The organism is Ruminococcus sp. B05 (assembly GCF_003628495.1).
GTDB classification, from domain to species: domain Bacteria; phylum Bacillota; class Clostridia; order Lachnospirales; family Lachnospiraceae; genus Schaedlerella; species Schaedlerella hominis.
Genome location: NZ_RBZR01000020.1, coordinates 36853 through 61462, shown reverse-complemented (window position 1 = coordinate 61462; position 24610 = coordinate 36853). Strand labels below are relative to the sequence as shown.

General features: G+C 38.9%; 23 protein-coding genes and 1 pseudogene. 11 read left to right on the top strand and 13 right to left on the bottom strand.

The genetic code is table 11. The features are described 5' to 3' along the window. From D8Q48_RS17605 to D8Q48_RS13250, 4 genes and pseudogenes are all read right to left on the bottom strand, one after another. Nucleotides 1-412: pseudogene (locus tag D8Q48_RS17605) on the bottom strand (transporter); the annotation flags it as partial. Beyond that, the gene (locus D8Q48_RS13260) at nucleotides 409-1479 is read right to left on the bottom strand and encodes an ABC transporter permease subunit (protein WP_006857839.1); all 1071 of its coding nucleotides are present in this window, start codon (nucleotides 1477-1479) and stop codon (nucleotides 409-411) included. The gene D8Q48_RS13260 and the pseudogene D8Q48_RS17605, both read right to left, overlap by 4 nt. Before the next feature lie 116 nt (nucleotides 1480-1595). Beyond that, complete coding sequence (locus tag D8Q48_RS13255) at nucleotides 1596-2774, bottom strand: HAMP domain-containing sensor histidine kinase (RefSeq protein WP_121056766.1); 1179 nt, start codon at nucleotides 2772-2774, stop codon at nucleotides 1596-1598. Then, nucleotides 2762-3436, bottom strand: coding sequence for a response regulator transcription factor (locus tag D8Q48_RS13250; RefSeq protein WP_121056764.1), 675 nt, complete (start codon nucleotides 3434-3436; stop codon nucleotides 2762-2764). Before D8Q48_RS13250 ends, D8Q48_RS13255 begins: the two co-directional genes overlap by 13 nt. A gap of 220 nt (nucleotides 3437-3656) precedes the next feature. On the opposite strand from D8Q48_RS13250, the gene D8Q48_RS13245 reads away from it, so the two are divergent. From D8Q48_RS13245 to mobQ, 6 genes are all read left to right on the top strand, one after another. Next, nucleotides 3657-4574 carry a ParM/StbA family protein gene (locus D8Q48_RS13245; protein WP_015530849.1) on the top strand — a complete coding sequence of 306 codons (918 nt, stop codon included), beginning with the start codon at nucleotides 3657-3659 and terminating at the stop codon, nucleotides 4572-4574. Nucleotides 4575-4577: 3 nt separating this feature from the next. Next, a complete protein-coding gene (locus D8Q48_RS13240; protein WP_005348488.1) occupies nucleotides 4578-4961 on the top strand; it encodes a hypothetical protein in 384 nt (127 codons plus the stop codon). A gap of 24 nt (nucleotides 4962-4985) precedes the next feature. Next, nucleotides 4986-5702: a replication initiator protein A gene (locus tag D8Q48_RS13235; RefSeq protein ID WP_008392702.1), complete on the top strand. Its 717-nt coding sequence runs from the start codon at nucleotides 4986-4988 to the stop codon at nucleotides 5700-5702. Further along, nucleotides 5699-6556: an ATP-binding protein gene (locus tag D8Q48_RS13230; RefSeq protein ID WP_121056762.1), complete on the top strand. Its 858-nt coding sequence runs from the start codon at nucleotides 5699-5701 to the stop codon at nucleotides 6554-6556. The genes D8Q48_RS13235 and D8Q48_RS13230 overlap by 4 nt, the downstream gene beginning before the upstream one ends. Nucleotides 6557-6726: 170 nt before the next feature. Then, nucleotides 6727-6948, top strand: coding sequence for a DUF3847 domain-containing protein (locus D8Q48_RS13225; RefSeq protein ID WP_009265797.1), 222 nt, complete (start codon nucleotides 6727-6729; stop codon nucleotides 6946-6948). A gap of 137 nt (nucleotides 6949-7085) precedes the next feature. Beyond that, nucleotides 7086-8795, top strand: coding sequence for a MobQ family relaxase (gene mobQ, locus D8Q48_RS13220; protein WP_121056760.1), 1710 nt, complete (start codon nucleotides 7086-7088; stop codon nucleotides 8793-8795). A 142-nt stretch (nucleotides 8796-8937) separates the two neighbouring features. Here the strand turns inward: mobQ and D8Q48_RS13215 are convergent, their stop codons facing one another. The 7 genes from D8Q48_RS13215 to D8Q48_RS13185 all read right to left on the bottom strand — a co-directional run bounded on the left by D8Q48_RS13215 (nucleotide 8938) and on the right by D8Q48_RS13185 (nucleotide 15672). Next, nucleotides 8938-9318 carry a DUF4825 domain-containing protein gene (locus D8Q48_RS13215; RefSeq protein WP_008392698.1) on the bottom strand — a complete coding sequence of 127 codons (381 nt, stop codon included), beginning with the start codon at nucleotides 9316-9318 and terminating at the stop codon, nucleotides 8938-8940. Nucleotides 9319-9379: 61 nt separating this feature from the next. After that, nucleotides 9380-9796, bottom strand: coding sequence for a YjdF family protein (locus D8Q48_RS13210; protein WP_008392697.1), 417 nt, complete (start codon nucleotides 9794-9796; stop codon nucleotides 9380-9382). A 428-nt stretch (nucleotides 9797-10224) separates the two neighbouring features. Continuing rightward, nucleotides 10225-10986, bottom strand: coding sequence for a helix-turn-helix transcriptional regulator (locus D8Q48_RS13205; protein WP_015530848.1), 762 nt, complete (start codon nucleotides 10984-10986; stop codon nucleotides 10225-10227). Between the two features lie 321 nt (nucleotides 10987-11307). After that, on the bottom strand, nucleotides 11308-11679 hold the full coding sequence (locus tag D8Q48_RS13200) for a TnpV protein (RefSeq protein WP_008392695.1): 372 nt from the start codon (nucleotides 11677-11679) through the stop codon (nucleotides 11308-11310). 31 nt (nucleotides 11680-11710) lie between these two features. Beyond that, complete coding sequence (rlmD, locus tag D8Q48_RS13195) at nucleotides 11711-13378, bottom strand: 23S rRNA (uracil(1939)-C(5))-methyltransferase RlmD (RefSeq protein WP_330514708.1); 1668 nt, start codon at nucleotides 13376-13378, stop codon at nucleotides 11711-11713. Beyond that, nucleotides 13375-14334 carry an HD domain-containing protein gene (locus D8Q48_RS13190; RefSeq protein WP_117990725.1) on the bottom strand — a complete coding sequence of 320 codons (960 nt, stop codon included), beginning with the start codon at nucleotides 14332-14334 and terminating at the stop codon, nucleotides 13375-13377. The genes rlmD and D8Q48_RS13190 overlap by 4 nt, the downstream gene beginning before the upstream one ends. A gap of 21 nt (nucleotides 14335-14355) precedes the next feature. After that, nucleotides 14356-15672: a S1C family serine protease gene (locus tag D8Q48_RS13185; RefSeq protein ID WP_117990729.1), complete on the bottom strand. Its 1317-nt coding sequence runs from the start codon at nucleotides 15670-15672 to the stop codon at nucleotides 14356-14358. A gap of 143 nt (nucleotides 15673-15815) precedes the next feature. Between D8Q48_RS13185 and D8Q48_RS13180 the strand changes: the two genes are divergently transcribed. From D8Q48_RS13180 to D8Q48_RS13170, 3 genes are all read left to right on the top strand, one after another. Beyond that, complete coding sequence (locus tag D8Q48_RS13180; protein ID WP_117990733.1) at nucleotides 15816-18191, top strand: endonuclease MutS2; 2376 nt, start codon at nucleotides 15816-15818, stop codon at nucleotides 18189-18191. A gap of 13 nt (nucleotides 18192-18204) precedes the next feature. Then, nucleotides 18205-18906 (top strand): response regulator transcription factor, encoded by a 702-nt coding sequence (locus D8Q48_RS13175; RefSeq protein WP_022074935.1) that lies wholly within the window; start codon nucleotides 18205-18207, stop codon nucleotides 18904-18906. A gap of 255 nt (nucleotides 18907-19161) precedes the next feature. After that, on the top strand, nucleotides 19162-20565 hold the full coding sequence (locus tag D8Q48_RS13170) for a HAMP domain-containing sensor histidine kinase (protein WP_118689126.1): 1404 nt from the start codon (nucleotides 19162-19164) through the stop codon (nucleotides 20563-20565). A gap of 129 nt (nucleotides 20566-20694) precedes the next feature. On the opposite strand, the gene D8Q48_RS13165 is transcribed toward D8Q48_RS13170, so the two are convergent. Continuing rightward, the gene (locus D8Q48_RS13165) at nucleotides 20695-21861 is read right to left on the bottom strand and encodes an ABC transporter substrate-binding protein (protein WP_118737955.1); all 1167 of its coding nucleotides are present in this window, start codon (nucleotides 21859-21861) and stop codon (nucleotides 20695-20697) included. Between the two features lie 219 nt (nucleotides 21862-22080). Between D8Q48_RS13165 and D8Q48_RS13160 the strand changes: the two genes are divergently transcribed. Then, complete coding sequence (locus D8Q48_RS13160; RefSeq protein ID WP_022074555.1) at nucleotides 22081-22251, top strand: 4Fe-4S binding protein; 171 nt, start codon at nucleotides 22081-22083, stop codon at nucleotides 22249-22251. Nucleotides 22252-22551: 300 nt separating this feature from the next. Further along, a complete protein-coding gene (locus D8Q48_RS13155; protein WP_121056758.1) occupies nucleotides 22552-23151 on the top strand; it encodes a helix-turn-helix domain-containing protein in 600 nt (199 codons plus the stop codon). A gap of 97 nt (nucleotides 23152-23248) precedes the next feature. Here the strand turns inward: D8Q48_RS13155 and dnaB are convergent, their stop codons facing one another. Continuing rightward, complete coding sequence (gene dnaB, locus D8Q48_RS13150; protein WP_121056756.1) at nucleotides 23249-24595, bottom strand: replicative DNA helicase; 1347 nt, start codon at nucleotides 24593-24595, stop codon at nucleotides 23249-23251. Nucleotides 24596-24610 lie beyond the last annotated feature (15 nt).

The following is a 24610-nucleotide window of genomic DNA, read 5'->3' as shown; positions in this document are numbered from 1 at the left end:
AGCATATACTCCAAAGCCAGATAGTTCCAAACATTGCAATGAAATATAAAAGAAATATCTGAATACCCGAAATGCCTTCGTTTACACTGCCCGGTTTTTGCCAGAAAAACAAAACATATCCAACACAGGAAAGTATTAATAAATATAATATTTGAACGCCCACTCTCTGCGATATTACTTTTAACTGCTTTTTTTGATCATACAAATGAAATACATCGGCACGCTTACTTTTTACTTCCATCAAATATGTGTCACTACAAAAAATAATTGTTAAAAATGCTATTGGCGACTGAATCGCTGAACCGATTTCTTCATAGTATATAATCGGATGAATAGCACACAATATCAGTATAAATGCACATGAATAAAAAATCTTATATAACGACAGGCAGTTTTTTAGTTCCGTTTTCAATGAACCCTCCTCCTTTTCCAGATTGTAACAGAAATACATACTAATATAACTGATGAAATTACAAGAATAATCTGATTTATGTTTGACATTTTAGCTACATGTGTTTCAAAAAATCTGCCAGGGAATCGCACCATAATAGAGAACGGTCTCATATAATAAATATCATTCTTCATGGTCAGCATATTTGAATATATAATGTGTAAAAACAAGATTGGTGCTGCCGGAAGCGGATTTTTAAATATTACTGCTGTAATTGTATAGACACAACATATCATCAAAAGATTCGGAATAATATAGATCAGAGAATTCACGCAAAAATCAATTGGTGTTACTGGAAAGCCCGATTCTAAAGACGTTTTCAAACACAGCATAAAGAATATAACATTCAAAATCACTAATACTCCCAGCATACTAATGAATCCGCTTATTACTTTCCCACATATATATTGGACTGCCGTAACAGGCTTTGTATGTAATAATTCATAGGTACTTTTTCGTGTATCCTGAATAAATAAAAATGATAGCAAGACTGTTGCAAAAAAGGCCATATGCAATCCTGCAAAATCCGTAAATTTTTTGGCAAAGTACCAGGAAAAAGAATGTTCGGATAATTTCCGCTCGATATAATGATTGATTTCTTCTGCTGTCCCCTTATGAATTTCAAGGTCCTCATAAGCATATATTGCATTATAATAGCCATATTGGGATTCCAAAAACTCAGAAGCAGTCTTTACATCCATATTCTGAATTTCTTTCATTACATGATCTGCTTCCTGCCTGCTAAATCCAAAACCATTTTTGGAGGTGTCCATTAACGTCTCTTTGATCGTATCTTCCCACTCCCTTCTTCTTTCTTTATCATCAGATGTGGGAATGTACCCATCCATGACATCAGCATCTTCCAATGCTACGTCATTTTGTGTGATCTGTTCATTCTGTTTGATATAATGAATTTGCAAATACGATGACAGACATTGATACATACTGGCAACTATAATAATCAAGCCAATCCACAAAACAGGGTTCTTTAAATAATCAAGTATACTTCTTTTTATGATTGTTTTCATTGTATCTCTTCCTTTCTTTATTTCTTTAACAACATCATACAAATCAATTCTCAATAAATTCACAACAAAAAAGACTAAAACCACTTTATTTGCGATTTCAGCCTTATAAAGTATTTTTATTCAGCTTTGAAAAGAGCTTCTACATGAGCACCGCCTTGTCTGGCATTATATATTTTCAAATTTCCTCCATGCTTTTCACAGAAAATACGAGAAATATACATACCAAGGCCAAAATGCTTTAAATCATCTTGTGGATTCTTATGATAAAATGGCTCTGTTACTTTTTCCTCAGTATCCACAAATCCTATTCCATCATCTTCAACAGAAATTATAAGAAAACCATCCTTTTTCTTTATCTGCAAAGCAATACTTTTTTGTGCATATCGAACCGCATTTTCCAGTAAGTTGTCTGTCACTTCCATGACAAGTTCCTCATCCACTTTCACAATGTTTTGTTCCTGCACTCTTTCTACCTTACATAATTTACTTTCCTTCTTGGACAGCATGGCAGCTTCTGCCTCAATCTTTTTTGCCAGTTCCGATAACTCTATCTCTGAGCATTGCAGTTCCCTCTGTTCTAAATGGGACATTTTTCTCATGTTTTCCGTGAAATGCTCTATACGGTCAATCTGATACATGCCTGTTTGTAAGATATCAATAACATCCTCTGTTTTTATACTCTCGGCAGAAACAAACTCTAAGAGCATTTCCTGATACCCACGCAATATGGAAAGTGGAGAACGTATATCATGTGCAATTGCATTCCGCAAAGCCTTCTCGTCATCAATCATTCGCCACATCTTTCTGTTGTTATCTGCTAAATCACTTCGCATCATTTCAAATTCTTTACACAAAGTTCCCATCTCATCTTTATTTTCATAGGACACATGAAAATCCAGTTCATTATCTGCAATCATTTGTGAGGCATCTTTTAGTTCCTGTAGAGGTGTCTTTAACTTATTTTTATAAAAAAAGAATACCGCAACAACACTCCCAACAATCGAAAAAATCAGTACCGAATATGTTTCCATAAAGTCACACATTTCCGAAAGATGATAGTCCAAACGATTCATCTGCGATTGATTAGGTCTTGATATCTCAATCTCGCATTTCTTTCCATATTGCTGAAACACGTCCGTATAATCTGCATAATCAATATATTTTTCCCATATTTTATTCTGCATATTTCCTGCAAAATGAACTGTAAATCCAGATAACAGAAATGCTGCCGTTAAGCTGATCACAAAATAAAGCAGAATTGTTTTTTTCAGTGACAAGTTTCTTATTTTTTCCATCGGTATCCAATCCCCCATACAGTTTCTATGTATTCTTTTTCTGAATAATCCGCTATTTTTTTCCTTATACGCCGTACTAATTCCGTTATCGTTCTACTGTCCCCTTCCGCATCATATCCGCAGACTTGTGCATATATATGTTCTTTATCAAACACCTGCCCTGGATGCATGGATAAGAATTCAATAATCTGATATTCAATTTTTGTGAACTCCATCCTGTGTCCAGCTATAGCTACTATTTTTTCAGAATAATCAATCAGCATTTCATCCATGAAACGGTATTCCGTTTTTTGTTGATGCCTTTCTTCTCTCTTTATGTTTGTGACAATCCTTGCTTCCAACTCCCGAAGACTAAATGGTTTCGTAATATAATCATCCCCACCTGAAAGCAACCCATTAATTTTATCATCTTCGTCAACTCTTGCTGTCAGAAATAAAATTGGACATAACACTTTACTGCGTATCAGACGACATACTTCAATCCCATCCATGCGTGGCATATTGATATCCAACAAAATAATATCCGGTTTCATTTTTATTTTATTTAATGCTTCCATTCCATCTGTAGCCGTAATGGTTTCATATTGTTTCATATTAAAATAACTACAAAGCATTTTCACCAATTCTTTATCATCATCGACAACTAAAATCTTGTATTTCATCCAAACCACCTCCAGTATCCATATTATACGATAAAAAACAATGAAATCACAACAAGAGTACATGAAGAACGTAAGCACAATATATCTTTTTTCTCAATTCCTGCTCAATTTCCCCTCAATGCCTTTTTCCTCCGATTTTCGTATGCTTATCCCACAGCAGAGCAGTACCACACCGGTACGACCTGCTGAATCAATCAATACGAAAACGGAGGTATTTTTTATGCGAGAACTCAGAAACACCAAAATCATTGCTGTAGATCATGGCTACGGCAATATGAAAACAGCAAATACCGTCACCCCAACCGGCATCAAAGCCTATGAAACTGAACCAATCTTCACCGGGAATATTCTGGAATACAACGGCATTTACTACCGGATCGGCGAAGGACACAAAGAATTTATCCCGGATAAAGCTATGGACGAAGAATATTATCTTCTGACGCTAATGGCTATTGCAAGGGAACTGAATGTCTTTTCCATCCGTGAAGCAGATGTTCATCTGGCTGCCGGACTTCCTCTGACATGGATCAGAAATCAAAGAGAAGCTTTTCGTTCCTATCTGCTCCAGAATCCAGAAGTCCATTACCGTTTCAACGGCAAAGAATATCATCTCCGCTTTGTGGGATGTAGCCTTTACCCACAGGGATATCCGGCTATTGTAAACCACCTTGGAAATTTCAAGGGAACTAATCTCCTTGCAGATATCGGAAACGGAACCATGAACATTCTGTATATCAACAATAAGAAAGCACAAGAAAGCCGATGCTGGACAGAAAAACTTGGTGTAAACCAATGCATGATTGCTGCAAAGAACGCTGTTCTGGACAAATTTGGAGTGAAGATTGAAGAATCTACAGTAGAACAGATTCTGCGGTTTGGAACAGCTGACATTTCAGCACCATATATGGATTGTATCAGTTCTATTGCCAGACAGTATGTGGCAGAACTTTTTTCCACACTCCGCAAATATGAATACAATCCTGACCTAATGCACCTGTATGTAGTTGGCGGCGGTGGATGTCTGATCCGTAACTTCGGAACGTATGACAAATTACGAGTCACCATCATTGATGACATCTGCGCCACCGCCAAAGGTTACGAATCTCTGGCTTATATGAGCCTGAAAAGGAGGGGATAAACCATGCAGAACAATATCCGCAACACAAACCTGCGCTTTAATCTGGACAAAGAACAGCAACGGAGAGCCTGGGAATATTTACAGACGATGGACAGGCAGGATTTTAAATCTTACAGTCAGGTAATCTCTCTTGCACTGGTAGATTATTTTGACCGCTACTACCGCACACAGGCTGATCCTTATCTGGAAACAAGAGAACGGGAAGAACTTTTTGTGAAACAGATTGTAGATGCAGTGGAAAACAGTCTGAAACAGGCATTGCCACTTTTTCTTTCCGGACTGACTGCAGGCATGGCGCAAAGGGAGCCCCAAATCAGGGCATCCTTTCCAGCACCTGAAAATTCACAGCCAGATAGTGATGTAGACTGGGATTTTCTTGGGGAATAAACCCTTTTGATTGGAGGTGAACACATGACTGACTTTCTGACAGCAGACACCAACCTGCCATCTTATATGATGTTTCCCCGTTTCCTTCTGGACATGGAAATAAACGAAACTGCCAAAATGCTTTATATTATCCTGCTCGACCGGGCAAGGCTTTCCCAGAAAAATGAGGGCTGGTCAGATACAGATGGTCATGTGTTCATTTACTTTACGATTGAAGCACTGGCAGAAGTTCTCCACAAAAGCCAGATGACGGTTAAAACTGCTCTGGCAGTACTGGAAAAACAAGAGCTTATCTTCCGAAAACGGCAGGGTCCCGGACAGCCCAATCGGATTTATGTAAAACTCCCAAAAGAAACCATCCACTATACAGACAGATTTCTTTCCCTAAGACAGACAGAAAACTGTCCTATTGACAGACAGGATTCTTTCCCTGATACAGACAGAAAACTGTCTGGTAATAAGAAAGAGATAAAAAAGAACAATTTAGCAATAAGAGGGAGTAAGGATCCACTCTCACCCTATGGAAAATTTCAAAATGTTTTTCTGTCAGAAAAAGAGCTTGAAGATATCCGGCAGACAATCCCTGACTGGAAGGATTATATTGAACGCTTATCCGGTTATATGGCTTCTACCGGAAAGCAATATCAGAACCACGCAGCTACCATCATCAGTTGGGCAAGACAGGATCATCCTGCTTCCCGACAACGAAATTACGAAAGTGAGGAATACGAAACATTATGACAAAATTTATAGAAAAACCAACAGCTATAACCCCAAACAGAGAGCTTCAGTCTGATGAATATTTTAACGAAACAGACCACCTTATCTACTGTTCCAAATGCAATACGCCAAGGCAATGCAGGCATGAATTACAGGGAAAGGTTCTTATTCCTTCCATCTGCTGTAAATGCCAGCAGGAAATCTTTGAGCAGGAAGAAGCCCAGAGAAAACTTCATGAAAAACAAATGGAAATAGAGCATCTTAAAACCAGCGGCTTACAGGACAAAGCACTCTATGACTACACTTTTGCTAGGGATAACGGCATCAATCCGGAAATAAAACTGGCACACAATTATGTAAGCAACTGGGAAGAGATGAGAGCAAATGCTTCCGGACTTCTCATCTGGGGTGATGTCGGTACTGGAAAATCTTTTTTTGCAGGCTGCATTGCCAATGCCCTTCTGGAAAAAGGCGTTCCTGTACTGATGACCAACTTTTCCCGAATTCTAAATACCCTTACCGGAATGCATTTTGAAGACAGAAACCAGTTCATCAACAGCTTAAACCGCTACAGTCTTCTGATTATTGATGATCTCGGAATTGAGCGGAACTCTGACTTTGCACTGGAACAGGTATTCAATGTGATCGACAGTCGTTACCGAAGTAAAAAGCCCCTGATCATAACGACCAATCTCACTTTATCAGAGCTGAATAACGCCGCTGATATCGCACACAAACGAATTTATGACCGTATTCTGGAGAGATGTATTCCTGTCCGTATCAATAACCGGAATATTCGTCAGGACAACGCTTCCGCCAATTTGAAAGAGGCGAAGAAAATCCTGCTAAGCAATCCTGATTTGAACCAGAATTGAAACAACGGAGTATAACTCAATAGTTATTTCTCACTGGCAGTGGTGCTACTTTCTTTTCATATTCATCACCAGAAATATGCCACTGTCAGTTATCCGAAACTATAGTACTAGACCAGAAGATTTTGAAACCAAAATTGCCCGGATACGGGCATAAAAAGGAGGTGCCAGATATGGCAGATAAAAGGACAATAACACCAGAAGAAAAGGCACTTTTACAGGCAAAACACCGTCAGGAAGAAGCTGAAGCAAGAAATCGGAAAAAAGAGCGTGATGCCAGAACACACCGATTAGTCCAGGAAGGAGCAATTCTGGAAAGTATTGTTCCCCATATTAAAGAAATGGATTTAGATTCCCTAAAACGGGAGCTGATGATCCGGTTACGGGGAATGTAAACGCACAAGTTCTACTCCCGAAGGGCGCACTTACTCACCACCTGATAAATCAGGCAGTGGTATCCCCTTCGGGGCTCGTGCGCTCTGCCGAGGGCTTTATCCGCTGTTGCAGGCAACATCGAAAGGAGGTGCCAGATATGGCAATTTATCATATGCAAGCCAAAGTCGTCAGCCGTGGTTCCGGTCGGTCTGCTGTTGCTGCTTCTGCTTATATGAGCTGTAGCCGCATGTACAATGATTATGACGGCATCCAGCATGACTATACCAGAAAGCAGGGGCTGATCTATCAGGAGGTGATGCTTCCTTCAATGGCTCCATTGGAATGGAATGACCGGGAACAACTCTGGAATGCTGTGGAAGAAAACGAAAAGACCAAAGACAGCCGACTTGCAAGAGAATTTGTTGTCGCACTCCCCGTTGAGTTGGATAAAGACAGCAATATTTCTCTTCTTCAAAATTTTATTCAAAAGAATTTTGTAGATATGGGAATGTGTGCTGATTTTGCCATTCACGATACAGATGGTCACAATCCCCATGCACACATTCTTCTTACTGTCCGACCACTAAATGAAAATGGAACATGGCAGTATAAAACCGAAAAAGAATATCTCTGTATCAAAGATGGAGAAGAAAAAGGATTTACTGCTTCTGAATTTAAAACTGCTCAGAAACAGGGATGGGAAAAGCAATATCGCTATAAAGTTGGGAAAAAGAAAGAATATCTGACTTCCTCTGCCGCACAGGAAAAAGGATATGAACGGATTGATAAACACCCCAAGAGCAGCCGATATGGCAGACAGAATCCTATTTCCGAACAATGGAACAGTGATGAACAACTCCATATCTGGAGAGCAAACTGGGCAGATGCCGTAAATAAAATGCTTGCACGTAATCAGATAAATGCCGCCATTGATCACCGCAGCTTTGCAGCTCAGGGAATCACCGAACAGCCAACCATCCATGAAGGCTACATTGCCCAGAATATGGAAAAGAAAGGCATGATAGCAGACCGCTGTGAAATCAACCGTCAGATTCGTGCGGATAACAAAATGCTCCGAGAATTAAAAGCAAAATTAGCAAAACTGGCTGAAGCTGTAGAAAAGTCTATTCCAATAATTGCAGAAACCTTGGAAGCAATCCGAAATCACATGATTTTTACACAATATCATTTGCTCCACAATGAGATGCAAAAAGAAGTGATCCATGACTGGATGAATCATTTTAATCCAATACTGAATAAATACAACACCGTTAAAAAGAAACTCAAAGCTAAAGTTACAGAGCGGAAAGAACTGAATGTGAAAAAAGAGAAAACCAGTATTTTGAATCCCATCCAGCATATAAAATTGAATCAGCAGCTTACCACTGTTACCGAAGAAATTGAAGAACTGAAATCAAGGAAAGAGCAGCTAATCTTCCAGGCACAATGCTCTACCGATAAAGATATGACGAATCTATCCAAGAAATACGGCCAGATGAATAACAATCTTGATATCCTGGATTCTCAGGACATCTCGCTCAAAAAACAGCTTGAAAAAGATGCTGCCGCTTTCCGGGAAGAAAAATTTCGTCCTGAACCTGAACAGTATACAGAATTACTGGACACCAGAATCCAGATACGTCCTGATTTCCGGGATAAGCTGATCGAGCAGCTCAAAGGTACTTTTGGTAAGTATTATGACTATCACCGCCGTGATATTGCCGCCAATGAAGTGGATTATCTGAATGTTGAAGATCCTGATGTCTTCTCCCATCGTGCCTGGGAACTTGAATGTCAGAGGAAACAGGAGATGCGGCGAAATCAGCCTGCTTGGGCTAAGAAAAAGTCCTATGATATGGAATTGTAATCATCTTCGAGTAGATAATATACTCTTACAAATCTCTTGTTCAAAAATAAACTCCTTTCAAAAAGGCGTATGGAAATCAAAACTTCCATACGCCTTTTTATATTCTGCTCTTCAAATTGTCTAAAAGTTGACTAAAAATATATCACCGTTCATATGATACAATAATTTCTTTGCTATCTGCTGTTTTATAATCAATTGTTCCCAAATTACCAATCAAATCAAATGTCATATCTGCATTAACCTGCAATTCATCTTCAAGCTTGACTGCAGACGGCTCATCTTTTAGAAAAACTGTTAATCCATAAGGCTCTGTTTCAGACTGTATCTCTATACTATCATATGAGTATCCCTCCGGATACTCTTGACCGCTTACAATATTTATAACATTCGAAGAATCTCCTACATAATCTGTCTTATACTGCGATAGATCAGGAATTTCGTACAGATTTTCTTTTTTTCCACACGCCGAAATCAACATTATTGACATGGCAACTAACATAATTGCAAGTACTTTTTTCTTCATAGAAACACCTCCCGAAAGCTTTATTCAACACTTTTCGATTTGAGTAAAAGCCCAAGGGACTTTAATGTCCCTTACGCTTTTCTCTTTTCTGTCGCTGTTTCAGTTCAAACATTCGCTGCTCTTCTGCCTCTTTTTTCTTGCGTCTTTTCTCTTTGCGTTCCTGCTTGTTCTGTTCCTGCTGTAATTTCAACGCCTGTTGCGATTTTGTACCAATGCCTATTTCCAGCATCTGTTTCTTTGCTTCCCGCTGCATCCGTTTCGGATTTCTTTTGATATCCTTTACAACAGTTTCAACAACCGGACTGAATTTCAAACTGAAATAGCACTTTTGAATATATTCCTGTACTTCATAATCTTTTGGCTCTGCACCAAATGTTACCTTTGCCACAGATAATTTACCATCTTCGATGCGTTCAAAGATTCCCACCCAAAACGGCTCTTCAAAAAATACTGTCAGCTTTCCATTTACTTTGTCCATAAGAATCCCTCCTAAAATTGATTGAACAAAGAATGGACAACCCGGAGGGGCAGGTTACTTACCCTATTTATATAGGACGGCCGGGCTACCTACCGGCTCTGGCACATCAAAGATGTACGTTGCGTTTTTATCTTTGCGTTTATAATCAAGCCATATGGCACGATTAACTTAATTCTGTAACTTCTAAGTTACGTTCCTCCAAAATATTCTTCTTACTTCATAAGATTCTATCTTCTGTTCAAATCATACCATATGATTAATGCATTTTCTATATACTTTCTTGATAACCAGCAAAAAGCTCCCGAAGGAGCTTTCCACGTTTTAAATGTACGCTAATTCGCTTAACACAATCTCTTCTGCATCATTCCTTATTTCCCATGAAGAATGTTGTAAATTAGTAATATCCACAACGATAGCAGGTAATTTAATTATTCGTATTTTTTCCCGATAATGTAAATCGAAACTACCATACCACCTAATATCATAATTAAGAAAATTTTATTTAAAATATCCCATAAAGCTATATTGAGACAATTGATTATTATAATACCTGCAAGAGGATATAGAACAACCGTTGCAAGTGTCCAAATTTTTAAAGTTGTACAGATGTACATCCAATTTCCATTGTTAAAGGATAAACCCACTAGATGTATTCTAAAAATTCCTTGTGAAACATAATTTATCTTGTTGGCATCATAATATGTTGGTAACATGTCTTTGGCAAAGAAACAAAACCATGCACCAAATAAAAGCATTAACCCTGTAACCAGCAATATATCACCTTTCATCTCTGCTATTGAATTCCCAGATGCAACTAACATAATAATTTCTGTAATAGATATTAAAAAACATAGCAAATATGCTAATATCCAGTTTTTTCTATGCTGATGAATAGAATTCCTAACAGCCATATCGAGAGAGCCTACTACCAATTCCTCGACTTCTTTTGTATCAATATTTTTCTGTGTATCTATTTTTTCTCCACGTAACAATTCTGTAACGGTAACATCTAATATATCAGCTATTGGTATGAGTAATACGACATTAGGCATACTAAGACCACGTTCCCATTTACTAACTGTTTTATCTGATACATATAATTTTTCAGCCAAATCCTTTTGAGTTAAATTCTTTTCCTTTCTTAATTCGGTTACAAATAAACCAAATTTTTCATTACTAATTTGATACATACATCCACCTCCTGCACACATATTATAATGGGAGTACGCATAAATCAATCGACCAGCAGTAGAATTGCAGAATATTAACACAAAATTCATCAAATAATCTCCCCATCATGATTATTTCTATAAAGTTATCTTCGAATATTTTTTAAGGCATACTATGGAATAATTAAATCGGCAACTTATGACTATGACGGAAAAAACCAGCCTTCCGGAACTTAGAAAAAGTCACCTGATATGGAATTGTAATTCGATTCTTCTTAGAACTCTTATAAACACAAAAGCTGAACAAATAGGATTTTTCTTCCTACCTGTTCAGCTCTTTGTTTACCTGTAAATCAATTCATTTAACACAATCTCTTCTGCCATATTACGAATACCATTTACTGCTCTGACCCATGCCATCTGGTCACGAGCTTTCAATTCTTCCGTAATGCTCTGCCTCTCCATCATCTGACGCACCAGAATACCCATCCTCTCCTGTGCTTCGTTGTCTACAGCATTCAGATGTTCTGTCAGTCTGTCTTCCAACATATACAGTGAATACATTGCCGGACGATGCTCTTTAAGATATGTCTTTCGCATCATTCCATATTTCCCATAATGCGGTTCTTCATCTGTACTGACAAGATTCGGATAGTAAATTCCGTCTGCGCCAAGTGTGTAGGTTCCACCCATTTTTTCAAATGTGCTTTTCATGTGTTATTCCTCCTTGAAATCAGCGATATCCTTAAATCATCGCAAAATATTTCAGGGCAGCCTTGATAGCATCTTCTTTCTCTTTCGGACACTGTAGCACTTTGGGATTTTCTGTCTTTGGCAGATTATAGTTTTCTCCCACTTCAATTCCACATTTGCGTTTTACCTGAGAAATATATAAATTTGAAACCTTCAAGCCAAATTCTTTCAGCACATAATCTTTGATTTCCTGATAGGTTGCTTTCAACTCGGCACTGGTGGCATCCAGCTCGTCCAGGTCTAAGTCAATCTCTATCGTGTCATCTGGTTTTTGTTGGGACAAAAGAACAACCGTCTCTATATGCACCGACATCGGAAATTGATCTACCGCCCTGACTCTCTCCAGGCAATATCCTCTCTCACAAAGAATCTTCAAATCTCTTGCCAATGTCGCCGAATCACAGCTTACATAGACAATTTTATCCGGCTGCATCTCTGTCATCGTATGCAACAATGTCTCATCACATCCTTTACGTGGCGGATCTACCACAATAACATCTGCATGAGCTCTTTCTCCGTCATGTGTTTTTGCATATTCTTCATAGTATTTTGGCAAAATTTCTTCTGCTTTTCCAACATAAAATTCTGCATTTTCAAATCCGTTGATCGCTGCATTTCTCTTAGCATCTTCAATGGCCTGTGGAATAATTTCAACTCCGTAAACCTTTTTTGCTTTCTGTGCTAAAAATAATGAAATCGTTCCAATTCCACAGTACAGATCCCAAACTGTCTCATTCCCTTTTAAATCCGCATATTCCAATGCAAGCCCATACAATTTATCTGTCTGTACAGGATTAACCTGGTAAAATGACAATGGAGAAATCTGATATTTTACATCCCCGATGTAGTCTGTAATATATCCTTGTCCCCAAATTATTTCATAAGAATCGCCCATGATTACATTTGTTCTTTTTGTATTGGAACTAAATGTAATACTTGTCATTCCTTCCAGTTCTCGCAATGTTTCTACAAGTTCTTCGACATGTGGAATGTGTTTTCCATTAATTACATAACAAACCATGATTTCTTTTGTTGTAAATCCATACCGGATAAGAGCATGACGAATCAGACCTTTTCCTGTATTCTCATCGTATGACGGAATCTGATATTTTTTCATAAACGAAAGGGTCTTCTCCAATATTTCTTTATTGACTGCCACTCCAAGTGCACAGTCCGTATTTGCTATAATATCATGTGTTCTGCCCGCATAGAATCCTGTAATGGGATTCCCCTCTTTATCTGTTCCGAATGGAAATTGAGCTTTATTTCGATAGTGAAACGGCTCTTCCATTCCGACAACCGGCTCCATGATTTTTTCTAAAAGTTCTGGAGAAAATCCACCGATTCTCTCCAGATTACCACGTACTTTATTATGTTTAAATTGAAGCTGCTGCTCATATGACATTTCCTGAATCTGACATCCGCCACATTTTCTTGCAAATGTACAGACTGGTATCACACGATCTTTCGATGGTGTGATGATCTTCATCAGTCTTGCGTAACCATAATTTTTTTTAGCTTTCATAACCTTCGCTTCTACTACATCGCCAATTACAGCATCTTTAATAAATAATGTATATCCATCTATTTTTCCGATTCCTTCACCATTGACACCAATGTCTTCAATAGTTACAATCGCAGTTTCGTTTTTCTGCATCATGATTTGCTTTCCTCACTCAATGATGTTTTTCTAAGATTTGATTCAAACAGACGATTATATCCCAACCAGTCTGTTCCTGATTTATCTTTGAAAATCTCCTTCAATGTCTGCATCTTTGCGTCTGCATTATCTGCCAGATTCAGCGCCACAGCTTCTGCCAGTGCCGGTTTCTTTGGTGAACCATATTCTAATTCTCCATGGTGTGCTACGATGCAGTGTTTCCATTCATTTGCCAGTTTTTCCGGGAAATCCGGAATTGTACGGATTGCCTCCCCTATCATCTCAACTCCTATCACAATATGTCCAACGAGCTGTCCGATGTCTGTATAATCATTGTCTGGGAAATTTGACAGTTCTTTCGTCTTTCCAATATCATGACAAACTGCTGATGCATACAATAAGTCTGCATTTAAAATATCATATGCATTTACAAAGTATTCGCACATCTTAGTCACGCTCAAAGTATGCTCCAAAAGCCCTCCTGCAAATCCATGATGAACTGTCTTTGCTGCTGAATGTCCTTTAAAGGATTTGATAAATGCTTCATCTTTTACAAAATAGTATTCTACAGCCTGTCGTAAATGTGGATTGGAAATTTTGCGAATGTACCCCAGTAATTCCTCATACATACCATCTACACTTTTTTCTGAAGTCGGCATGTAGTCTCCCGGATTGTATTCATCTTCACTTGCAATACGAAGCTGTTTGATATTTAACTGTAAATTATTGTTGTATGTAATTACATCTCCAACAACTTCAACAAAGTCCTTCTCGTCGTAATCTGCAATTCCCTGAGAGTTCGGATCCCATATCTTTCCGTCCAACGTACCTGTCTTATCCTGTAAGATAAGGTTATCATATGGTTTTCCGTTTCTTGTCTCGGCTGAGCGTTTTCCTTTACACAGATAAATACTTCTGATCGTTTCACCCTCATGCAGCTCTTTAATATATTTCATTATTATTTCCTCTTTCTATCTCTATTCTTTGCTTCCTATCGTGACATTATATGTCACTTCTACATATCCATTACTTCCACGGCGTTGTCCACGGACTTTTATTATTTCACCCACGGTACACTTTTCAATCGCTTTCGTATATGATGCTGTTCCTGTCACGGTCATTCCTTTAATTTCCTGAATAATATCTCCATGCTGGATTCCCGCATCCATCGCCGGAGAATCTGACTGTACATTCGTAATATATACTCCGATTGGTATGTTCTGCTGTTCTGAAATTTCTTCTGTCACAGCACTTCCATACGCTCCCAGATATGGTATACTTTCTCCGTTTAACAACATCTCAAGCACTTCCTTCAAATCTGAAATCGCAAGTGCATTTGCTGTCCTGCTTCCTGTGTCCTTCAATATATCACTTCGGATCAGCCCTAATACTTCTCCTTTTAGATTCACAAGAATCCCTGTACCGCCTTCGGCTAAAGAAATATTTGTACTGAGCACCTGACACTGGCTGTCATCAAATACCGCCTCCTGTGATTTGGAACTGATCACACCATAGCTTAAGCCATCATCATAGCCAAATATGTATCCGAGTGCAATAACAACCTGTCCTCTTTTGCAAGTATTTGAATTGCCAAATGTGGCTACTTCGATTCTCTTTTGTGTCGCATCGGAAACATTTTTCTTATCTATGCTAAACACTGCAATATTTCTATTCTTGTCTTGTTTTTTTAATGCCGCATCAGATTTTTCCTTCCCGTCAAATGTCACTTTCCAATGCGTTGCTTCTTTGCAGATCAAAGCGTCTGTTAAAACAAGTATTTCCCTCGAATTTTCACCTACGATCACTCCTGAAGATTGTTTCAGATTCATAGTCTCTGTTGTCCAGTCCCCTTTTTCGGTCGCTTGAACTATTACAACACTTTTTTCTGCTTTCTCTGCTATAGAATACATGCTGTCCAACATTTCTTCATAGTGTTCTGCCGCAGTCTCAGTACTAAGCTGTGAATCATCTGCATCGTCTTGTGAATCATCGTCTTGTGCTGTATCTCCATCCTCAACAGGTATTGTTACCTTGGTCTCATCGTGATAAAATATCTCTTCTGCCCATGGTTTGAGCGCAAAAAAACTACAGCAGGCAAAACCCCCGAAAATTATACCATACAATATATTCCGTATATATTGCATAACTCGGCTTTTCCCGCTCTTCTTTTTTGTCTTTACAGTCTCTTGAAGAAAAGAAAAGTTTTCTCCTGCTTCTTTTTGACTTTTCCTTGTATCTTTTTTCTCATCAGCACTTGAATTGTCACTGTTTTTTTCTTTCTGTTCCTTCGACATACGCTGCAGTCTCCTTTACCAAATCAGTATAACGTATTCCTGCGGATTGTTCAATATTATCCTTTCCAATGGATTGTAAATAAGCTATAATGAGGATTGGTAAAATAGTATTTTAATTAATATTTTTATAAAAAGGATAGATTATGAATCAGAAAACATTAACCAAATTAGAATATCATAAAATTATTGCCATGTTGGAAGAACAGGCATCTTCTTTTCGTGGCAGGCAGCTTTGTCGTAAACTGAAGCCGATGACTAATCTGAATAAGATTAATACATCTCAGGAACAAACTGCTGCTGCATTTACCAGACTGATTAAAAAAGGGCGCATTTCTTTCAGCGACGCCGCTCCTGTAGAAGAGTCCATGAAACGTCTGGAGGTTGGTGCTGCTCTCGGAAGCGGCGAATTACTCCGCATTCTCAAGCTTCTTCAAACAGCCGGACGTGTCAAAGCATATGGCCGTCATGACACACAAGATGAACTTACTGATTGTCTGGATGCCTATTTTGAACAACTAGAGCCTCTGACTCTTTTGGCAAATGAGATTGAGCGCTGTATCATCAGCGAAGATGAAATCAGCGATGATGCCAGCAGCACACTGAAGCACATCCGACGTAATATCAATAATATGAATGACAAAGTGCATGCTACCTTAACAAATCTTGTAAATGGTTCTCTTAGAACTTATTTGCAGGACCCGATTATCACAATGCGTGGAGACCGTTATTGTCTGCCGGTCAAAGCAGAGTGCCGTGGAAATGTACAGGGTATGATCCATGATCAGTCTTCTACGGGTTCTACTTTATTTATCGAACCTATGGCTGTTGTGAAATTAAATAATGATCTGAAGGAATTATATGCTAAAGAACAGGAAGAGATCCAGGTGATCCTGGCTCGTCTTAGCGAGGATACTGCAGAATATATCGAAGAGATCCGAACAGACTATCGCTCTTTAACTGACTTGGACTTCATTTTTGCAAGAGGACGTCTTGCACTGGAAATGAACGGAAGCCGCCCGCTTTTTAACACCGAGGGACGTATTTATATCCGTGAGGGACGTCATCCGCTACTGGATGCACGTAAAGTTGTTCCAATTACAATTTCTCTCGGAAAGGATTTTACACTATTAATTGTAACCGGACCAAACACCGGCGGTAAGACAGTGTCTCTTAAAACTGTGGGATTACTGACATTGATGGGACAGGCAGGACTTCATATCCCAGCCGGCGACCATTCCGAACTGGCTGTATTTCATCAGGTTTATGCTGATATCGGAGATGAACAGAGTATCGAACAAAGTTTAAGTACATTTTCTTCTCATATGACGAATATCGTTTCCTTTTTGCAGGATGTAGATGAGAATTCTCTTGTTCTTTTCGATGAGTTAGGTGCCGGAACCGACCCGACAGAGGGAGCTGCCCTCGCCACTGCCATTCTCTCATATTTACACAAGCGTGGAATCCGGGCAATGGCTACTACACATTACAGTGAATTAAAAGTGTATGCATTATCTACTCCGGGCGTTGAAAATGCCTGTTGTGAATTTGACGTAGAAAGTCTGAAACCGACCTATCGTTTATTAATCGGTATACCTGGTAAAAGTAATGCTTTTGCAATTTCCAGCAAGCTTGGAATTCCGGATTATATTATTGAAGATGCGAAAAAACGACTGACTGAACAGGACGTCTCTTTTGAAGACATGATGACTGATCTTGAGACAAGCAAACGTACAATTGAAAAAGAACGCGAGGAAATCGCTGCATATAAACGTGAGATTGAAGCTTTAAAGATGCAGACTCGGCAAAAACAAGATAAACTGGATGAACAAAGGGAACGTATCTTACGAGAAGCAAATGAAAAAGCAAACGCTATTTTGCGTGATGCCAAAGATGTTGCCGACGAAACGATTAAGAATTTCCGTAAATTTGGAAAGGAAAACATTTCTGCGGCTGATATGGAAAAGGAACGTGAACGACTTCGCAAAAAAATCAAAGATACTTCTGCTGCATCTACAATCAAAGCACAGAAGCCAAAAAAAGCTTATAAGCCATCCGATTTTAAGCTTGGTGAATCTGTTAAGGTTCTCAGTATGAATCTGACAGGAACAATCAGTTCTAAACCTGATTCTCGTGGAAATGTAACTGTACAGATGGGTATCTTACGTTCTCAGGTAAATATTTCTGACCTGGAAATTATCGAGGATGTGAATCCATACAGTCCAAAAGCAATGAAGCGAACTTCGAAGAGTAAAATTAAAATGAGTAAATCACTTTCTGTAAGTCCAGAGATTAATTTACTTGGAAAAACTGTCGATGAAGCCGTTTCCGAATTGGATAAATATCTGGATGATGCACTTCTTTCTCATCTGAACAGTGTCCGTGTCGTACATGGAAAAGGAACCGGTGCTTTGAGAAAAGGAATTCATGAATACTTACGCCGTCAGAAACACGTCAAGTCTTATCGACTTGCTGAATATGGCGAAGGTGATGCCGGTGTTACTATTGTAGAATTGAAATAAGGAGGAATTTGAAATGGTCACAAAACAGAAAATTTTAATCGTAGATGATGATGAAAATATTGCCGAGCTCATTTCTCTTTATCTGACAAAGGAATGTTTCGATACGAAAATGGTCTATAACGGAGAAGATGCACTCAACGCATTTGACACTTATCAGCCAAATCTTGTGCTTCTGGATCTTATGCTTCCAGGCATTGACGGTTATCAGGTGTGCCGCGAAATTCGTGCTAAATCTGCTACGCCTATCATCATGCTTTCCGCCAAGGGAGAAGTTTTTGACAAAGTACTCGGGCTGGAGCTTGGTGCAGATGACTATATTTTAAAACCGTTTGACTCTAAAGAAATGGTTGCCCGTGTACGCGCCGTTCTCCGCCGTTATCAGCCAGTCCGTCCGGAACCGGCTGCTGCCGAGAAGATTAAATGTGTGGAATATGACGGACTTATTATTAACTTGACCAATTACTCTGTCGTTTGTGACGGACAACAGGTCGACATGCCGCCAAAGGAACTTGAACTGCTTTATTTTCTTGCATCATCACCAAACCAGGTATTTACAAGGGAACAATTATTAGATCAGATTTGGGGATATGAATATATCGGAGACACCCGCACTGTTGATGTTCATATTAAACGCCTTCGTGCAAAAATCAAAAATCATGATTCCTGGGGGCTTAGCACCGTCTGGGGTATCGGATATAAATTTGAGACAAAATAACTATGTTCTTATGCCGTACGGTCCTTTAGCTGTACGGCAATGATTATATCAAGTCGAGCAGCCGCGAGACTTGGCGCGTGATTCTGGTCAGCGTAAGCTGACACATTCTTTTCAGAATCACTGCGCATCCTCGCGGAGCGTTTATCTCAGTCGGAGATTGGACTCCCACTGAAACAAATTTGCTGTTACTCACCACCTGAAAGAGGTGGGAGTCTTCTCGACTGAGATAAAAAAACAAGAAAGGCTTATCTATCTATGAAAAGTACACTTAGTTTAAAGTTTATTATTTTATATATCATTTTTGGATTCTTGAGCTTTTTCACTGCCGCCACTCTTGGAAATCAGCTTTTAATTGAGACTCTTAAAGTCAACACCGCGCAAAACATGTACAAAGAGGCCAATATCCTTACAACCAATTATCTGCCTTCTTATTTTTCCGGCGAAACTACCGCATGGTCTGTCCATACTCAGTTAAGTGCAATGAAGATCTACATGAATTCTTCTCTCTGGTTTGTATCAGAAGACGGAACAATCATTACTGCCAGCAATTGGAATAACACAAGTGCGCCTTCTTCTATTGCTGATTTCGATCCAGCTGAAACCGCCGGAAATCAATATTTAACAGGTGATTATCATGGATATTTTAAAGAAGATATGATTACAGTCATCGCTCCTGTTATACAAGGATTTGATACCAAGGGGTATCTTTTAATCCACACCCCTGTATCTTATATTGACAACATTTGTGTTCAGCTGATGAAACCTTTCTATATCACTATTTGCGTAATTTATATTATGGCATTTATTTTTCTGATTGGTTTTCAGTATTTTATACTTCTCCCTCTCCGACAGATTACAGATGCTGCAAAACAATATGCGCTTGGAAATCTTGAGTATGAAACTCCTGTACACACACAGGATGAGATGGGATATCTGTCAGCATCTCTCAATTATATGGCTGCACAGTTAAAGGATATGGAAGACTATCAAAAGAAAATCGTTGCAAATGTTTCTCATGATTTCCGTTCTCCTCTTACTTCTATGAAAGGGTATGTTCAGGCTATGTCTGACGGAACAATTCCACCGGAATTATATGAGAAGTATCTCGGAATCATTTTATTTGAAACAGAACGTTTGACTGATTTAACCAATGACCTGCTCACCTTAAATGAATTTGATACAAAAGAACTTTTACTTGATAAAACCGATTTTGACTTGCAGGAAATGATCAAGCATACCGCTGCATCCTTTGAAGGAGTCTGCACTCCAAAACATGTTTCAATTAAATTAGTACTGGTAGACGAAACAGTTCTGGTCCATGCCGACCGACGAAAAATCCAGCAGGTACTATATAACTTAATCGATAACGCTATCAAATTCAGCGACAATGATTCTACTGTCACCGTCGAAGTCACACTGAAAAACGACAAGATTTTTACTTCTGTCAAAGATACCGGTATCGGTATTCCTAAAAATGACCAAGGAAAAATCTGGGAACGTTTTTACAAATCAGACCTCTCTCGCGGAAAAGACAAAAAAGGAACCGGCCTTGGGCTCTCTATTGTAAAAGAAATTATACAAGCTCACGATGAACATATTAATGTCATCAGTACAGAAGGCGTCGGAACAGAATTTATTTTTTCGCTTACTCGAAGCTAAGGCAGGGGAGCCAAAAGGGGACGGAGAGCCAAAAGGGGACGGAGTTTAATGGCTTTTTGCTACGCAAAAAAGCCATTAAACTCCGTCCCCTTTTGGCTCTCCGTCCCCTTTTGGCTCCCTCTTTTGACTCTATTTATACAACATATTCTGAATTGATTCATCTTCCAGGTTATCTTTTGTAACCCAGATATATCCTGTATCTACAACTGCTTCATTTCCACTCTGCAATATGGTTCTCGCTGCTGCAACAACGGAAGCATATCCCATACCAAATGGATTCTGCACTACAAGCCCTGCTATCTCTCCATTCTTCATTGCAGTAATTTGTTCCTCTCCTATATCAAATCCTACAAGTGCCACTTTGCCTGCAAGCTCTGTTTTTTGCAATGCTTCCAAGGCAAAAATTGTTGAGGATTCATTTGTTCCAAATACTCCTTTTAAATCAGGATATTTTTTCAAATAATGCTGCATTACTTCATCGTCCGTCATCTTCTCTACTGCTGCTTTTTGAAGATCTTCTGATATATTCGGATCCTTTTCTACTGCAATCTTCTTTTTCAAATCATCCAGCTTATCACAATATATCGTTTCTACGATTGATACAGACGGATAATTATTTTTTATCTCCTCTTCAAAACTTTTTACTCTTTCTTTTGCTGTCTCGGAATTGGAATCATGTACAACAAGGATAACCTGTCCTTCATCTCCTATTTCGTTGGCCAATTTATATGCTCCTGTGCGGGCTGCATCTTTATTATCAGTCTTTACGATACACTGGATTCCTTTATACTCATTTCCTGAGTCCAGTGAAATGACCGGAATTCCATTTGCTGTTGCCAAGTCAAACTGTACGCTGCATGCAGCACTGTCAATACTTGCTATTCCAATCGCATCCGGATAGCGCGACAGCTCTTCATCCAGAATATTCACCTGCTCATCGATATCCTCTGACTTTGCCGGTGCATTATATGTAACTTTAATCTTATCGCTGCCTTTATAGCCAAGCTCTTTATTTAAATCGTCCGCGGCCTGCATAACACCTTTTTTAACATTCGTCCAATAGGATGATGAATCATCTTTTCCGATAATTGAAATATATGTACCCGGCTCAAGGTTCAAGCCTTCCACATTATTGTATGCCGCAGGCGATATCGCATTAAGATTCCCCTGGTATTCTGGCTTTTCCGTTTCTTTTCCGGTAAATGTTGTTGTCTGTTCCTGCTGTTTTCCACACGCACATATCATAAATGTCGTTGCCATTACAACTGCTGTAACGGTCATCCATCTTTTCTTCATTCATTATCTCCCCTTTTTATAACAAATCATTGTATATGCTTTTACTGTACCTTACTTATTGTACACGATTATTGTGAAAATAAAAGGAATTTTTTCTTAAATCTTTCTTTTTTGCAACTTATACTGTAATAATTTTCTACTTGTATATTCTACACATTTGTATTAGAATAGAGGATAACAACAGAAAAATGTTGTAATTTTTCGAAGGAGGTACATACTATGGCACGCGTAATTAGTGATGAATGTGTAAGCTGTGGTACTTGCGAAGGCGAATGTCCAGTAGGCGCTATTTCTGAAGGAGATGGCAAATACGTTGTAGATGCAGACGCTTGTGTTGATTGTGGAGCTTGTGAAGCTGCATGTCCTACAGGAGCTATTTCTGAAGCTTAAGAATCATATTATAAAGCAAAGTGATCACAAAAAAGAAAGCCTTACTCATCTGATGTCAGATGGCGTATGGCTTTCTTTTTTATTGCTTTACTTGTTTTTTTCTCAATATTTCTTTATAACCACGTTTTTTATCGTTACTGTTCCAAGTAACTTTTTGTCTTCTCTTCGCAGAATTTGACGAACGATTTTCCCTCGCAATAAGTATACTCTATGCTATACTTGTTTAAGGAACATGATTCATATTTATATCATTTCTATTAGACTTGTTATCCGAATATCTTAAGGAGGTATCTATATTTTATGGGTGAAGTCAGATTTATGATTTCTGAGGCCGCTAAACAAGTTCATGTTGAAGCTCATGTACTTCGTTACTGGGAAGATGAACTGGATTTGAAAATTGGCCGTACAGAAATGGGACACCGATACTATACTGAAGATGATATACAACTATTCCGATGTATTCAAAGACTAAAAGATGAAGGCGTTATGCTAAAAGATTTGAAACCTATGATTCATGAACTAACAATCGCAAAAGAAAAATTAACTGAGCCAAAAGAAACCGCTAAACTTCCGGCAAATGTAACATCCACTGATATTACTAAAAAAGAAGTGGATTCTGCTGATGTAATTCCTATCACTCAATTGGAACAAGTTCGTAATCTCATTGGGGATGTATTGACAGAAGTTGTAACTGAAAATAACAAAACACTGGAAACAAACATTAGCAAGAAAGTAACTCAGGATGTTCTGCGAGAAGTAGATTTTCTTTTTCAGGCAAACGAACGTCAGGAAGAAGAACACTATCGTAAACTTGACACCTTGATTCGCCAACAGCAGACACTTCGAAAAGAGGCCGTGAAAGACACTCCTCTCACCCGCCTTCGAAAAATTCTTACATAGGAGAGAACCGGGGAGAGCCAAGGGGACGGAGTTAGTGGCTTTTTGCTACGCAAAAAGCCACTAACTCCGTCCCCATTTGGCTCTCCGGTTCTCCCAACTATTGATCCTGCTGTCGCAGTTCGTTTCCAAATCTTGTATACTGAGGCATCCATGCCAGTCGCACTGTACCAATCGGGCCGTTACGCTGTTTTGCAATAATAATCTCAGCAATGTTTTTATCTTCCGTATCTGGAATATAATAATCTTCTCGATAAATAAACATACATACGTCGGCATCCTGCTCAATGGCTCCGGATTCACGCAAGTCAGACAACATAGGACGCTTATCTGTTCTGGATTCTACTGCACGACTCAACTGAGAAAGTGCAATAACCGGAACATTTAACTCTCTTGCCAGCCCTTTAAGCGAACGTGAAATCTCTGAAATTTCCTGCTGACGGCTCTCATTACTTCTTCCACCGCTTCCACTCATCAACTGTAAGTAGTCAATAATGATAAGATCCAGTCCCATCTCCATCTTATACTTACGACATTTCGAACGCATCTCTGCAATTGAAATACCGGATGTATCATCGATGATCATTTTCGATTTTCCAATTCGTCCTGCTCCTTCTATCAGCTTCTCCCAATCTGTATCTTTCAAATTACCGGTTCGAAGCACCTGTGCATCTACATGAGATTCCAGCGAGAACAGTCGGTTAACCAGCTGTTCCTTTGACATCTCAAGACTGAATATTGCAACTGCCAGATTTTCACGGAATGCAACATGCTGTGCGATATTTAACACAAACGCTGTTTTTCCCATAGAAGGACGGGCAGCGATCAAAACCAAGTCCGAACGCTGTAATCCGGATAATTTATAATCCAGGTCTATAAAGCCGGTTGGAATACCGGTTACTGTTCCCTTCGTCTTGGATGCTTTTTCGATTACATCCAACGCATTTAACACAACCTGCTTAATAGGAACATATTCTTGTACATTTCCCCGTTCAACTAACTCAAATACCTTTTTTTCTGTCGTTTCCAAAATCTCCTCAAGCGGACGATTTTCCATATAACAGGTATTGGCGATTTCTTCATTAATCTTGATCAGTTTTCTTAATGTCGATTTCTCCTGAACAATCTGCGCATAATACTTTACATTTGCAGAAGTGTCAACATTCATCAACAAATCACGGATATACTCCATGCTGACAATTTCCGGTGGAGCATTTTTTTCTTTTAAATGTTCCTGCAATGTAATCAGATCAACCGGTTTGCCAGAATGAAACATCTCCACCATCGCATCAAACAAAATTCCATAAGCAGTCTGGTAAAAATCCTCACCATGCAAAATCTCAGATGTCTCCATAATTGCATCTTTATTCATCAGCATGGCTCCTATGACAGCCTGCTCTGCCTCTGTACTGTGCGGCATAATTCTTTTAATTACTGCTTCTTCCATACATTCCCCTTAAGA